Consider the following 13,775-nt stretch of genomic DNA (forward strand, 5'->3'; position numbering starts at 1 on the left):
CGTGCTGCTTACAAAGCAGCATTACCTGAACGGCAAGCACTTGTCGCCCAAAATGTTAGTCCCGAAGCAGAAATTGGTGACATCACTCGGTAGATTTATTGCGGGATTACCCAATTTATACGTGCAATCGATCAAAACTATTCAATTAGACCCTTTACGTCACTGAAATGTAAAGTTAGTTGTATCACTCAACTATGTGCCAACAGAGGACAAATCGTTGAACCAAATGGACATCACTCAACTTGAAGAAAATGCGGAACAGGCCGCCAAGTTGTTGACATCAATGGCCCACCCTAAAAGACTGATGGTATTGTGTAAATTGCTTCAGGGAGAATGCGCTGTGGGGGAATTGGCGCAAGAGGTAAACCTGAGCCAATCTGCACTTAGTCAGCACCTAGCCAAAATGCGTGCCAACAGCTTGGTGGCAACGCGGCGCAGCGCGCAAACCATCTACTACTCTCTAGCAAGTGCCGAAGTTGAAGCAATCTTGACGACGCTTTACGACCTGTACTGCGCGCCAGAGGCAGAACAAAACAAAAGCCTTTGCTAAACAATCTACTTTGCCTCCTGTTGGGGAGAGGCAAGGATAATTTTTGTGCCGTCTTCGCGCCATTTCAAGCCCACAACTGGCAATCCATGGAACATGCCCTCCAGTTTTGCAGGTTGTTTTTCTTGTTTCACGCCGGAGAACTCGCCCAAGAGGCGGATCGCTTCTTCGCCCTGAACGGCACCAACAAAAAGAACACTCGCAGCAGCATCCTGTTTTTTAAAAATCTTAAAGTTCGTGGCCCATAGCCACAGCACATCTCTGTGATCGGCATCGGTCTCGCGTACCAGAATAAGGGCAGGCAAATTGCCCAGATTGGTAAGCAGCAATGGCGGCAGCTTCGCAGCCGGAGTTGAACCTTGAACAAATCCAGTCACTGAAGGTAGGGACCAGCGCTCAGCTGGCTCCCAACCTTGCGCACTCAGGTTTTCCTGCAGTTCCTCTGGCGTGCCCAGCCATTGCAATACTAAGGGCTCTTTCAATTCACCGGAGAGTGAAATCCGGCGGGGTGCAACTTCGCTCCAGCCACCGTCAATCCAGTCTGCCTCGGTCATGTATCGCAGTTCGACCCGCGGTGCGTAGCGCTTTTGAGCGCTAGAAAAATTAGTGTAGATGTGTAACCCGCCAACAAGGGCCAGCACCAGCCCAACCAGCAGACCGAGCGAGGTGCGTGCAACTTTCTCGTTGTGAATATGACCAAAGACAAATGCAAAGGCCCCGACAATCGCCGTGGCGAACAGCCCGCCCGCCAAAACATCCGAAAGCCAATGCTCTCCCAGGTAGATGCGTGAGAAGCCAATAAGGATGGTGTAAATGGCGACAGCGGAGTAAATAAGAGCTTTGCTGCGACGGCTTCGTTCATGGGCCACCAGCACTGCTAATGTGCCCATCAGCACGGTTGTCACGGTGGTGTGCCCAGCAAATGGGGAAAGCACATCGGGGCTTATTCCGGCGCTCAAAGCATGGCCGCGCGAAAACAATCCGCGCATTAACACCACAAAGCCAAGTGAACTTGCTATGGAAATTGCAAGGCCAATCGCACGCCGCCAGGCTTTTCGGCCGGTGAGGTAGATAGCGGCTGAGGCCGCAACACAGGCGCTGACCACCCCACTTGCAAGCATTGATAGCGCAATCATCACTTCATCCAGCCAAGGTGTGCGCGCTACCTCGAAGAAATTGTAGATCGCCAAATCAGCCCGCACCATAGTTGAGCCTGTCGCAATCGCTCCGATGATCCAAAAGCTGAGTGGCAGGCATAACAGCAAGACCGCTGCCGAGACCAGCATACCAACAGAACGCGGGTTTTCCGGGTCGTAGGTCTTTGCCATCCATTGCGACAGCCGGTCAGGGCGGCCCGCTAACCAATTAACAAAAGCCTGATGCGAGCCCGCAAGAATGGGCAGGAGGAAAAGGATAAGCCAGCGTACCAGCACCAGCGCCACAAACAACGCGAGGCAGAGCGCCCCCAAAACAATGGCAAGCCGGGTATCGATCTCGCCAATGGCAAATAGCGCTGAACCCGCCAACACGCCGGGCACCAAATGCAGCGCTGACCAAGCGAATGCGGAAGTCACATTAAACACGGAAAAGCGTACAAAATTCATGTCTGCCATACCGGCAATGCCGGGCACGACAGACTTCACGCCAGGTACAAAGCGGCCAATGAATATGCTTTTACCCCCATGTTCTGCAAAATAGTCTTCTCCGCGCTTGAGCCATTCGGGGTATTTGTTCAGCGGCCAAAGATTGCGCAGGCGATCCTTGAAAGTGTAGCCAACCCAATAGGAAATAGCATCGCCTGTCACCGCTCCTGCTGTCGTCCATACAAACAGGGGCCAAAAACTGAGCTCTCCCAGGCCGATGAGGGTTCCAGCGCCAACCAGCACAACGGTGCTTGGGAAGAACAGCCCCACCAGAAACAGCGCTTCGCCCATGGCCACAAAGAAACAGATAAAGCCCGCAAAGGCCGGATTCGCAGCAATAAACGCGACGATTTGGTCAAGAAAGGCACTAATGAAATCAGTTGGCACGTCGCTCTTCCGTGTTGTTTAAGGCGGTTGGCTTGGCACACAGTTCAAACACACCGCGCGCGCCCGCTCGTTCATTTGGCAACTCAACATCGGCGGCGCAAGGGCCTTGGTTGTTTTAACGAGTTACTTTGGGGGAAATTATAGGTCAAAAAATGCTCTGCGCGTACGTTTGCAACTGATATTTGACAGATGCTAAGGCAGCGCGCTTGAATAGGCTTCATTCTAGCGATGTAACTTTGTCTGTAGCGAGCGCCTATGTTTCAATCTGCAACCATTCCACAAGAGATTGACCGCAAAGATTATCAAGCCCGGGTGCGCAATTTGCGTAAGACCCTGTTGGATCTCCAGCATGAGCTGCGAGACAAAAAAAGCTTCGCCACGATTATTCTGCTTGCTGGGTTGGACGGTGCAGGCAAAGGTGCGGCAATCTCACGCCTCTATGAATGGATGGACACGCGCTATCTTACCTGTAACGCGTATCTTGAAAAGCCGGGGGAGGAAGAGCGCTTGCGCCCCGCGATGTGGCGATATTGGCGCGACCTTCCCTCACGCGGCGAAACGGCTATTGTCTTTGGCAGTTGGTATCAGCACCCCTTAAAAGCCGCGGTTCTGGATAAGATTGATCAACAAACACTGGAGCATGAATTGCATGCAATCAATCGCTTTGAGGAAATGCTGGCCAATGAAAACGTGCTGCTGCTAAAATTCTGGTTCACCCTTCCAGAAGAGGAGCAGGAGCATCGCCTCAAGCGTCTTAGTGAAGGCAAAGAGCAAGAGCGCCACTATCTGGAAGAGTGGTCCTCCGTCAAAAACCACGATAGCGCCCAAAAAATTGGTGAGACCACCGCGCTTCACACCAGTACCGGCTACGCGCCGTGGTACGTTATTCCATCAAGCTCGCCGCAGCAGCGAGACCTCGCACTGGCCGAAACCATTGCGCAGGCAATGCAGCGAAAACTAGAGACCTCTAGCCTCGCGCAGCCTCTCGCCGCACCAGCCGTGTTGCCGCGTTTGGCCAGCGGCGCTACCATCAAGGCAATCGAACTTTCTGCATCATTAGATAAGCCGCTATACAAGCAAGAGCTCCCTCGTTGGCAAGAGCGCCTATCTGGATATGTTGATAGCAAAGCGTTCCGCAAGCGCTCGCTGATTTGTGTTTTCCAAGGCAATGATGCCGCAGGCAAAGGGGGCTCCATTCGCCGCCTAACAGCGCCGCTTGATCCGAGATTTTATAAGGTGTATCCCGTTGCTGCGCCGAATGAAGTGGAGCGGTTGCATCCATATCTTTGGCGCTTTTGGCAAAAGGTACCACGCCTTGGCCATACTGCGATTTTTGACCGCTCTTGGTATGAGCGCGTATTGGTTGAGCGGGTTGAGGGGTTCTGTTCAGAGGCGGATTGGATGCGCGCTTACAGCGAGATTAACAGCTTCGAGCGCGAGTTAAAGGATGCGGGCGCCATCATTTGCAAGTTTTGGCTGGCAATCTCGGAGGATGAACAGCTCAAGCGCTTCAAGGATCGCGAAAAAACCGATTACAAGAACTACAAGATCACGCCAGAGGATTGGCGCAATCGCTTGCGCTGGGATGACTATGAAATCGCCGCAGGTGACATGATTGACCGTACGTCCACACCTTATGCGCCGTGGACGCTGGTTTCTTCGCAGGATAAGCGCCATGCGCGCGTGGAGGTTTTACGCACGGTCTGCAACGCTTTGCAAGCCCAGCTCTAGACAACGTTTTTCTCTAGCAAAGGGGTGCCATTCCAAAAACGCTCAATAGAGAGCGGAGTAAGATCAAGGCTTTGATAGGTGCCTGTGGCGATGTGTTCTGCGAGCCCCCGCCCCACAGCAGGCGCTTGCTGCAATCCGTGTCCAGAAAAGCCAAGCGCCAGATAAAAACCTTCCAGTTGCGGCACTGGCCCGACAAATGCATTTTGATCGAACCCGTTCATGTCGTAATGCCCTGCCCACGCCAGTCCGGGCCGCAAGCTTTCAAATGCGGGGATACGGTGGGCAAGGCGAGGCCATAGCTCCTCCATGAAAAAGTCATGCTCTACGGCGAAGTCAAAACACTCGGGATCTTTATTTGCCGCAGGGGCGCAGCCGCAGATATAGCTCTTTCCCTCAGGCCGCACGTAAAACCCGCTTGGATCCACCAATAGAGGGAGGTTTCGAATTTCCTCTTTGCATTCAAATGGAAAGATCATTCGCTTTTGGCTGGTTATGGGCAGGTCAAGCCCTGCACTTCGGCACAGAGCTGCCCCGCCAGATGCCCCGGCCGTATTGACAAATATCTCCGTCTGCAGCTGCTCGCCGCCTTCCAGCTGCACCAGCCATCCGCATTCATTTTTTTTCAAGCCCTCTACAACGCCTTGCACATAGCGAACGCCCAAAGATCTTGCTTTGCGGCGAAACGCCTGCATCAGCCCGTAGCCGTCAAACCATCCCTCCCCACTTGTTCCATAGCAGCCCGCTTCAATACCATCCGTATTCAGCCATGGATAACGCTGGGCGAGCTGCGCCCGCGAATAGCAGGTGATATCTGCGCCAAATGACCTTTGCAGCTGATGGTTTTGATTGAGCTGCTGCGCACCGGCCTTGCTCGCAAGGAAGAGATAACCGCCCTCCACCAGATCGATATGTGGCGCATCGCCACTAACAGCCAAGTGCTTGCCAATATCGCGCAGGAAGGCAATGCTAAACTGTGAAATGCTGATGTTGATCGCGCTTGAGAATTGCTGGCGAATAGAGGCTGCCGAGCGCGCAGACGCGCAGAGCTGATAGCTTGGATCTTTCTCGATGACGATGATTTCACCAGAGAAATCAGGGTGGTTTGCAAGGAAATAGGCGGTAGCGCTGCCCATCACCGCTCCACCGGCAATGACCACACGCCTGCCCCGTTGCGGCTGTGTCATGTTCCCTCCCAAAAACAAAACAAAGCGCAACTGCCAAAGCAGCTACTGGGTTTTACGCAAAATGCCACAGGGCGCCCGCCGTGGGGCGCCCATGCTTCTATCCGTAAACTTAGAAGAATGCCTGCAGGCCGGTTTGTGCCCGCCCGAGGATCAATGCATGCACATCATGCGTGCCTTCATAGGTATTTACCGTTTCCAGATTCTGCGCGTGGCGCATCACCATAAACTCCTCGGAAATGCCATTGCCTCCATGCATATCGCGCGCCACCCGGGCAATATCCAACGCCTTGCCACAGTTGTTGCGTTTAACGATGGAGATCATTTCCGGTGCCACTTTGCCCGCGTCGAACAACTGCCCGACACGCAGCGAGGCTTGCAAGCCAAGCGAAATCTCGGTTTGCATATCCGCCAACTTCTTCTGAAACAGCTGCGTTTGAGCCAACGGTCTGCCAAACTGTTTGCGGTCCAGCCCGTATTGCCGTGCCCGGTGCCAGCAATCCTCCGCCGCGCCCAAAACCCCCCAAGAGATGCCATAGCGCGCCCTGTTCAGGCAGCCAAATGGCCCTTTAAGGCCGGAAACATTTGGTAACAGCGCATCTTCGCTCACCTCGACGCCGTCCATAACGATCTCGCCGGTTATCGAGGCGCGCAGCGATAACTTCCCGCCGATCTTGGGTGCGCTCAGCCCCTTAAGGCCTTTATCAAGCACAAAACCGCGGATCTGGTTATCATGCGCCTCGGACTTTGCCCAAACAACAAACACATCGGCAATGGGCGAATTTGAAATCCACATCTTGGTACCGGTGAGACGGTAACCGCCATCAATTTTCTCAGCGCGGCTGCGCATGCCCGCAGGGTCAGAGCCCGCGTCCGGCTCAGTAAGGCCAAAACAGCCCACATATTCGCCACTTGCCAATTTAGGCAGGTATTTGCGGCGCTGCTCTTCAGAGCCGTAGGCGTAAATCGGATACATCACCAGCGAAGATTGCACACTCATCATAGAGCGATAACCGCTGTCCACACGCTCCACTTCGCGGGCAATGAGCCCGTAAGAAACATAGGATGCGCCGGCGCAGCCGTAGTCTTCGGGCAGCGTTACCCCCAATAGGCCGAGCTCGCCCATTTCGTTAAAGATCGCCCGGTCTGTGGTCTCCTCCCGGTAGGCCTCGATCACGCGCGGAAGCAATTTCTCCTGGGCGTAGGCCCGCGCGCTTTCCTTGATCAGGGTTTCATCTTCGCCCAGCTGCTCACGTAGCAAGAACGCGTCTTCCCAATCAAAAACTCCCCCACCTGCAGGGTTGCCAAGAGGCGTACTACTCATCTTAGTCAACATCGAATTTCACCCCCTGAGCGAGCGGCAATGCGCCGGAATAGTTGATAGTGTTGGTCGCGCGGCGCATGTATGCCTTCCAGGCATCCGAGCCGGATTCGCGCCCGCCACCGGTTTCTTTCTCACCGCCAAATGCACCGCCAATCTCGGCGCCAGAAGGGCCGATGTTCACGTTGGCAATGCCGCAGTCGGAGCCGGTTGCAGAGGTAAACAGCTCAGCCTCTGCCAAGGAATTGGTGAAGATAGAAGAGGACAAACCGGCGCCAACTTCATTTTGCAGCGCAATAGCCTCTTCAATGCTCTCATAGCGCATGATGTAGAGGATCGGCGCAAAGGTCTCTTCCAGTACGGGGCCCACTTGTCCGGACATCTCTACAAGGGCTGGCGCGACATAATACGCTTCAGGCATTTCCTCGCTCAACACGCGCTCGCCGCCATGAACAACGCCGCCAGCCGCTTTTGCCGCCTCAAGTGCTGCTTGCATTCCCTCATAGGCGTCTTTGTCGATAAGCGGGCCAATCAGTGTTTCCGCTTCGGTTGGAGCGCCAATGGTGACAGAGCTGTAAGCAGCTTTAAGGCGCGGTATCAAACTGTCATAGACACTTGAATGAACGAACAGGCGGCGCAGGGTCGTGCAGCGCTGCCCGGCGGTGCCCATTGCTGCAAAGGCAACACCGCGTAAGGTCAGATCAAGATCAGCAGAAGGCGCAACAATTGCGGCGTTGTTGCCACCAAGCTCTAGAATGGAGCGGCCAAATCTCGCCGCCACTTTGGGCCCGACAATACGGCCCATGCGCGTGGAGCCCGTCGCCGAAAGCACTGGCACGCGCGTATCTTCCACCAGCGCATTGCCGATTTCTGCGTGCCCTTGCACCACACCAAGCAATCCGGCAGGAGCATCCTCGCCAAATTTGGCGACTGCCTTTGCAAAGAGCGCTTCAACGGCCAATGCGGTAAGCGGGGTTTTTTCCGATGGTTTCCAAACAACGCTGTCGCCGCAAACCAATGCCAGCGCCGCATTCCAAGACCAAACCGCCACTGGGAAGTTGAAGGCAGAGATAACACCCACAACACCGCAGGGGTGCCATGTTTCCATCATCCGGTGGCCGGGCCGTTCAGTAGCGATGGTGAGGCCGTAAAGCTGGCGCGAAAGCCCAACGGCAAAATCGCAGATATCAATCATTTCCTGAACTTCGCCAAGCCCTTCGGAAAGGATTTTGCCCGCCTCGATAGAGACCAGTAGGCCAAGATCTTCTTTGTGGGTGCGCAGCTCTTCTCCAAGCAGCCGCACCAACTCGCCGCGGCGCGGAGCAGGTACAGAGCGCCAGCGCAAATACGCAGCATGCGCGGCGTCTACCGCTGTGGTGACATCTGCAACGCGGCTTTCACTGACATTGGCCACAACGGCGCCGTTGATGGGCGAGCGCGCTGCCAGACTGCCCCCTTGCAATTGATCGCCGTCAACGCCCATTCGGGCAAGAAGCGCGTGCGTTTGCGCCTCAAGCTTGGATAAATCGAGTGTTTGCGCCATGAATTTTTCTCCATTAGCCTGCGTTCGGCCAGTCATTACGTTCTTACCCGTAAGTTTCTTATGTCTGAGCCGTATGGCAAAGCTACGGTTCGTCAGCCGTTCATTCTTAATTGGAATGATTAAAGACTTGAAAGTGCTCCTGAAAAGCGTCACAATCACTAAAAAACAACAGCTTATCTAATGAAATTGTGACATTGGCTTGCAAGAGGGCAGGCCGCATAATTTCCAATAGTAATAAATAAAGGGCGCGGATAGGGACGCCCCTTGCTGCTTGAGGAGGAGTATTGCAAGGTGAAACGGGGCTTTATTCCACCGGTCGATAGTTTGATCGCTTTTGAAAGCGCGGCGCGTCATGGCTCATTCACGCGCGCCGCCGAAGAGCTGTACCTAACGCAAGGCGCGGTGAGCAAGCAGGTGCGTCTATTGGAAAATCGCCTCGGCGTGGAGCTGTTCAAGCGCGTACGGCAACGCATCATCCTCACAGATGCCGGACGCTTGTATCTGCATGACATTCGCGGCACCCTCGAAAAAATGACAAGTGCAACGCGGCAGGTCATGTCCTTTGCTGGCAGCGAGGATGTGCTTAACCTAGCGGTTTTGCCGACTTTCGGCACGCGTTGGCTGGCGCGCCGTCTGCCTCGCTTTCATGAACGCTATCCAGAGGCAAGCTTCAATCTGTCAGTGCGTTTGCGCCCTTTTGATTTTGCAAGCGAACCTTTTGACGGGGCAATTCACTTCGGCGAACCTGTTTGGGCCGGTGCGCTTACCGAGCCATTGTTTCCAGAGCAGGTAATCGCAGTATGTTCGCGGGCGTTTCGCGATAGGCACACCATAGAAAAGCCCGCGGATTTGGCGGGTGTGATGCGCCTGCACCAGTCGACGCGTCAAGATGCGTGGCAAAAGTGGTTCAGTCAGCAGGATCTGGATACAACCCTAGCCTTTCAGGGGCCGCGCTTCGATCAGTTTACTATGATCGCCCAAGCCGCCGTTGCGGGCCTAGGCGCGGCGCTGGTGCCAAAGTTCTTTATCGAGGAGGAATTATCCTCAGGAGCTCTTATCCAGCTGTTTCCGGAGGCCCTCCAAACCTCGCAGGCCTATCACTTTGCCTATCCCGAAAGCCGCGTGATCCGCCCTGTGGTCAAAGCCTTCAAGGCATGGTTGCAGGAAGAGGCGCGAGAACAAGCCATTGATCGAGAGAGTCTGTTGCCGCGCTAAACCACCAACAGCAGCAGACTTTGGCTAAAGGCTAGCTACATCTGCCATGCAATTTTGCGTAGTCTTTCCTTCCGAATATGCCTGATCCGTCGTTTTCAAGGAGACGTTATGTCTTACGAGCTACTGATTGCCGAGAAGCAAGAGAATATCGCCCTCATCACCTTAAACCGCCCTAAAGCACTTAACGCGTTGAATGAACAGCTGATCAATGAAATCGGCGCGGCGCTGAAGGAGTTTGAGCTGGATGATGATGTGGGTGCCATTGTTTTAACCGGTTCGGAGCGCGCCTTCGCGGCTGGGGCTGACATTAAGGCAATGGCAGAGCGCACCTATCCAGATACCTACCGCCGCGACTTTATGAGCAATTGGGATGCCATAGCGCAGTGCCGCAAGCCGGTTATCGCCGCCGTTGCCGGTTTTGCCCTTGGTGGCGGTTGCGAGGTTGCTATGATGTGTGATTTTATTATTGCAGCTGATACGGCCAAGTTTGGCCAACCGGAAATTCAGCTCGGCGTAATCCCCGGGGCAGGCGGATCCCAGCGCCTCACCCGTTTTGTTGGCAAATCCAAGGCTATGGACATGTGCCTCACCGGGCGGATGATGGATGCAGAAGAAGCCGAGCGCTGCGGCCTTGTTTCTCGTGTGGTTCCCGCCGATCAACTGCTTGCAGAGGCGATCGCGGCGGCAAAGACCATTGCCGGGTTCTCGCAGCCGGTTTCTATGATGGTAAAAGAGTGTGTTAACCGGGCTTATGAAACGACACTTGATGAAGGTGTACGTTTTGAGCGCCGTGTTTTCCAATCAACTTTCGCAAGCGCAGATCAGAAGGAAGGAATGAAGGCGTTTATCGAAAAGAGAAAACCGGTTTTCTCCAACAACTAACCACAGGTTTGACGAGCCAAACGTGTAACAAGGCTGCGCAAAACTGGTTTTTTGCAGCATTCTCGGGTTTTTTATTGACGAGCGTTGCGCAGCTGACTATAAGCCGTCCACAACCGATAGCGGGTGACTCTCGCTTTCGCATTCGTTTGACCGGGGCGGCTTTGGGCGGCCTCGTTCGCGATTTACCAGTGATAACTGACAGATCAGGACAGAGCCCATGGCCAATACACCATCGGCCAAGAAGGCAGCACGCAAGATTGCTAGCCGGACGGCCATTAACAAGGCTCGCCGTAGCCGCGTTCGTACTTTCGTTCGCGCTGTAGAAGAAGCAATTGCTTCTGGCGATAAAGACAAAGCAGCAGCAGCATTCAAAGCTGCAATGCCAGAAATCATGCGCGCTGCAGGTAAGGGTGTTATGCACTCCAACACTGCGTCTCGCAAAGTTTCTCGCTTGAGCGCACGCGTTAAAGCGATTGCTTAACAGCCTTTAATTGGTTTTAAAAAAGCCCGGCCTTTTGGCCGGGCTTTTTTGTTTTCCGCCTAAGTTTTTTCGTCGTTCCATGAATACAAAATGGGCATTTTTAGCCTGTGGAAGACACGGTTCCCATGACATAATTATACTATACATTTCAATAGGTTAACTGGTGGTCCCCAGATTCCCCTTCTTTCGAAATGGATTCTACTCGAGTCAAGATCCCCACAGAGAAAAAAAATATTTCGCCTGAAATCAATTCCGTTAACCAAACAGTTAGACAAAAAGTTGTTTTGTTCAAATGCGTTGGCGGAAAAGCCAGCCAACTGCATTAGGAACTGACTTAGGGTAATTTATGATCTGCTTACCTTCTATTAACCATACTCGCTTGCAGCCCAAAAACCTGCTGTGTATGCTTAAAAAACTCTCGGGCTTTCAGAAGAAGTAACTCTTTAATCCTGATGTAGTGATTTCGAAATTCCTACGTGAATGCAATAGGATCGCTAAGATCGACTTGTAAGCGCAATGTCGATGCTTGCTTTCATTTGTCTTCTTGGCAGGATTCGAAGGCACCAAAAAAGAAACACTAGGCAAGGCCTAGGTGATAGTACGGGGCGTGCAAATAGAGATGGATGCAGTGGTGCAAACCTATGCAGGAGATGTCAGCGTTGAAGTTGCGTATGCGGCACTTGGCGCAGATGACAAGGCGGTGCTGGTGGATGTACGCACAGAGGCGGAGTGGACTTTCGTTGGCGTGCCAGACCTGTCGGTCTTCGATAAGCAAACCATTCTTATCGAATGGCAGCAGTTTCCCTCTTCCCTGCTCAATGAAGGTTTTGCTGAGCAACTTTCTTCGTTGCTAGCGCAAAAAGGTCTTGACGAGCGCACGCCAATCTACTTTTTGTGCCGGTCTGGCGCACGCAGCCGAAATGCTGCAGTTGCGATGACCGCTCATGGCTATCAGTCCTGTTTTAACATTCAAGAAGGCTTTGAAGGGCCATTGGATGAGGTGGGGCATCGGGGCGGGATCTCCGGTTGGAAGACTTCGGGCTTTCCTTGGAGACAAAGTTAGCACTCTAAAGATTTATGGAAGAGCCATGGCGTTTTCGACGTGACTGAGCCGACAAGGCTTCTTCCAAGAAACAAGCTGCACCAATGATTGGTGCGTTGGCTGCGCAAGTTTCAGTGCAGCTCCAAAAAATGGCAATTTGCCAAGAAATAGTATGGGTCGTTCTGCGGCTCAAAGGCAGCAATTCTCCAGCAAGGCCAAGGGCTCGTGCTGGTATAGAAAAATGGGCGTCTGTGGCGGAATGCCCATATGTATTTAGGAGGCGATTATGCACGTTCAGGAAGCTCTCGGGCCAGAGCAGTGGGACCGCGTAAAAAAACGTTTACGCGCCGAGCTGGGTGAAGATGTTTTTACCAGCTGGTTCGCCCGTGTTGATCTAGAAGAACACAACAACGGCACCATTCGCCTTTCCGTTCCCACCCGTTTTCTGAAGCAGTGGATTCAATCCCACTACTCCGAGCGCCTGATGGGGCTGTGGAAGAACGAGTGTGAAGACATTCACCGGATCGAGCTTACCGTGCGCGGAGCAGTGCGTCCACGCCCTGCCGCACCTAAGCAAGCGACGCAGCAGACTGTGGCTGGAAAAACAACGGATATGCGTCCAATTCAGGTGAGTGATCCGATCGGTTTGCGCACCAATGCAGCAGCCGGCGCTGCAAGCATGCGCCCAAGCCGGGGAGACCTGGGCTCCTCTAAAGATGTCTTGGAAGGTGCTGCACTTGATCCAAAATACACCTTTGACACCTTCGTCGAGGGCGAGTCTAACGTGTTGGCCTTGGCCGCGGCAAAACAGGTTGCTGGCGGCGGTGTTGTCACCTTCAATCCGCTATACCTGCATGCAAATGTTGGGCTTGGTAAAACGCACTTGATGCAAGCGGTTGCCAATCAGGCGCGTGCCGCTGGCCGACGTGTGCTCTATCTCACAGCAGAACACTTTATGTATCGGTTCGTCGCTGCACTGCAGGCGCAATCTGCAATGGCGTTCAAGGAAACATTGCGCTCGATCGATATACTCTTGATCGACGACATGCAATTCTTGCATGGCAAGCAGGTCCAACAAGAGTTCTGTCATACTTTAAATGCTCTAATCGACGGAGCGCGTCAGGTTGTTGTGGCAGCTGATCGCGCACCTGCCGATCTGGAAAGCTTGGATGACCGAGTGCGTTCGCGCCTCGCCGGAGGTTTGGTGGTCAATATCTCTGAGCCTGATTTTAACCTACGCCGTGCCATTCTTGATGACCGCATGCGCACCCAGCAGCGTTCCTACCCGAATTTCCAAGTCCCAGATTCCGTTTTGGATTACATTGCACGCAATGTTACTTCGTCTGGCCGAGATCTTGAAGGAGCCCTAAACCGCCTTGTGGCTCACAATCAGCTGACGAATTCCCCGGTAACTCTTGAAATGGCAGAGGTCACCCTTCGCGATCTTATTCGTGCCGCCGAGCCGCGCCGCGTGAAAATTGAAGATATCCAGCGTGTTGTCTCAAAGCACTACAACGTAAGCCGTGCTGACCTCCTCTCCGCACGTCGCACACGCACAATCGTGCGTCCGCGCCAGATCGCTATGTATCTCGCCAAAATGATGACGCCGCGCTCACTACCGGAAATCGGTCGCCGGTTTGGTAATCGTGACCATACGACAGTGCTACATGCAGTACGTAAAATCGAAGAGCTGTCCAAAGCGGATAATGGTTTGGCGCAGGAGCTGGAGCTTTTGAAGCGCATGCTTGACGCTTAAGCATCATCCTTCAAGCGCCGTGAGCGATATTGCTAATGCGCTTGAG

The 13,775-nt window shown here is 53.6% G+C and carries 11 protein-coding genes; 7 read left to right on the plus strand and 4 right to left on the minus strand.

Annotation, left to right across the window (positions count from 1 at the left end; translation table 11 throughout):
- The first annotated feature begins 226 nt into the window (after positions 1-226).
- Positions 227-550 carry an ArsR/SmtB family transcription factor gene (locus AYK82_RS02525; RefSeq protein ID WP_068311015.1) on the plus strand — a complete coding sequence of 108 codons (324 nt, stop codon included), beginning with the start codon at positions 227-229 and terminating at the stop codon, positions 548-550.
- A 5-nt stretch (positions 551-555) separates the two neighbouring features.
- On the opposite strand, the gene AYK82_RS02530 is transcribed toward AYK82_RS02525, so the two are convergent.
- Positions 556-2,577, minus strand: a complete 2,022-nt coding sequence (locus AYK82_RS02530) for a bifunctional DedA family/phosphatase PAP2 family protein (protein ID WP_068311018.1) — start codon at positions 2,575-2,577, stop codon at positions 556-558.
- A gap of 255 nt (positions 2,578-2,832) precedes the next feature.
- Between AYK82_RS02530 and pap the strand changes: the two genes are divergently transcribed.
- Positions 2,833-4,308, plus strand: coding sequence for a polyphosphate:AMP phosphotransferase (gene pap / locus AYK82_RS02535; RefSeq protein WP_068311020.1), 1,476 nt, complete (start codon positions 2,833-2,835; stop codon positions 4,306-4,308).
- Here pap and AYK82_RS02540 read toward each other — a convergent pair.
- The 3 genes from AYK82_RS02540 to amaB all read right to left on the minus strand — a co-directional run bounded on the left by AYK82_RS02540 (position 4,305) and on the right by amaB (position 8,353).
- Entirely contained in the window at positions 4,305-5,492 is a 1,188-nt protein-coding gene (locus AYK82_RS02540; protein WP_068311022.1) for an NAD(P)/FAD-dependent oxidoreductase, read from the minus strand. The two genes, pap and AYK82_RS02540, sit on opposite strands and share 4 nt — an antisense overlap.
- A 109-nt stretch (positions 5,493-5,601) precedes the next feature.
- Positions 5,602-6,813, minus strand: coding sequence for an acyl-CoA dehydrogenase (locus tag AYK82_RS02545; protein WP_068311024.1), 1,212 nt, complete (start codon positions 6,811-6,813; stop codon positions 5,602-5,604).
- A gap of 1 nt (position 6,814) precedes the next feature.
- A complete protein-coding gene (gene amaB / locus AYK82_RS02550) occupies positions 6,815-8,353 on the minus strand; it encodes an L-piperidine-6-carboxylate dehydrogenase (RefSeq protein WP_068311026.1) in 1,539 nt (512 codons plus the stop codon).
- 291 nt (positions 8,354-8,644) lie between these two features.
- Between amaB and AYK82_RS02555 the strand changes: the two genes are divergently transcribed.
- The 5 genes from AYK82_RS02555 (at position 8,645) to dnaA (ending at position 13,729) form a co-directional block, all read left to right on the plus strand.
- The gene (locus tag AYK82_RS02555) at positions 8,645-9,568 is read left to right on the plus strand and encodes a LysR substrate-binding domain-containing protein (RefSeq protein ID WP_068311319.1); all 924 of its coding nucleotides are present in this window, start codon (positions 8,645-8,647) and stop codon (positions 9,566-9,568) included.
- Between the two features lie 108 nt (positions 9,569-9,676).
- Positions 9,677-10,450, plus strand: a complete 774-nt coding sequence (locus AYK82_RS02560; protein WP_068311028.1) for an enoyl-CoA hydratase — start codon at positions 9,677-9,679, stop codon at positions 10,448-10,450.
- A 217-nt stretch (positions 10,451-10,667) separates the two neighbouring features.
- Complete coding sequence (rpsT, locus tag AYK82_RS02565; RefSeq protein ID WP_068084655.1) at positions 10,668-10,931, plus strand: 30S ribosomal protein S20; 264 nt, start codon at positions 10,668-10,670, stop codon at positions 10,929-10,931.
- 607 nt (positions 10,932-11,538) lie between these two features.
- Positions 11,539-11,994: a rhodanese-like domain-containing protein gene (locus AYK82_RS02570; RefSeq protein WP_341860415.1), complete on the plus strand. Its 456-nt coding sequence runs from the start codon at positions 11,539-11,541 to the stop codon at positions 11,992-11,994.
- 265 nt (positions 11,995-12,259) lie between these two features.
- The gene (gene dnaA / locus AYK82_RS02575; protein ID WP_068311030.1) at positions 12,260-13,729 is read left to right on the plus strand and encodes a chromosomal replication initiator protein DnaA; all 1,470 of its coding nucleotides are present in this window, start codon (positions 12,260-12,262) and stop codon (positions 13,727-13,729) included.
- Positions 13,730-13,775: the final 46 nt, after the last annotated feature.

This window comes from Polycladidibacter hongkongensis, assembly GCF_001561995.1.
In the GTDB taxonomy this organism is placed as follows: domain Bacteria; phylum Pseudomonadota; class Alphaproteobacteria; order Rhizobiales; family Stappiaceae; genus Pseudovibrio; species Pseudovibrio hongkongensis.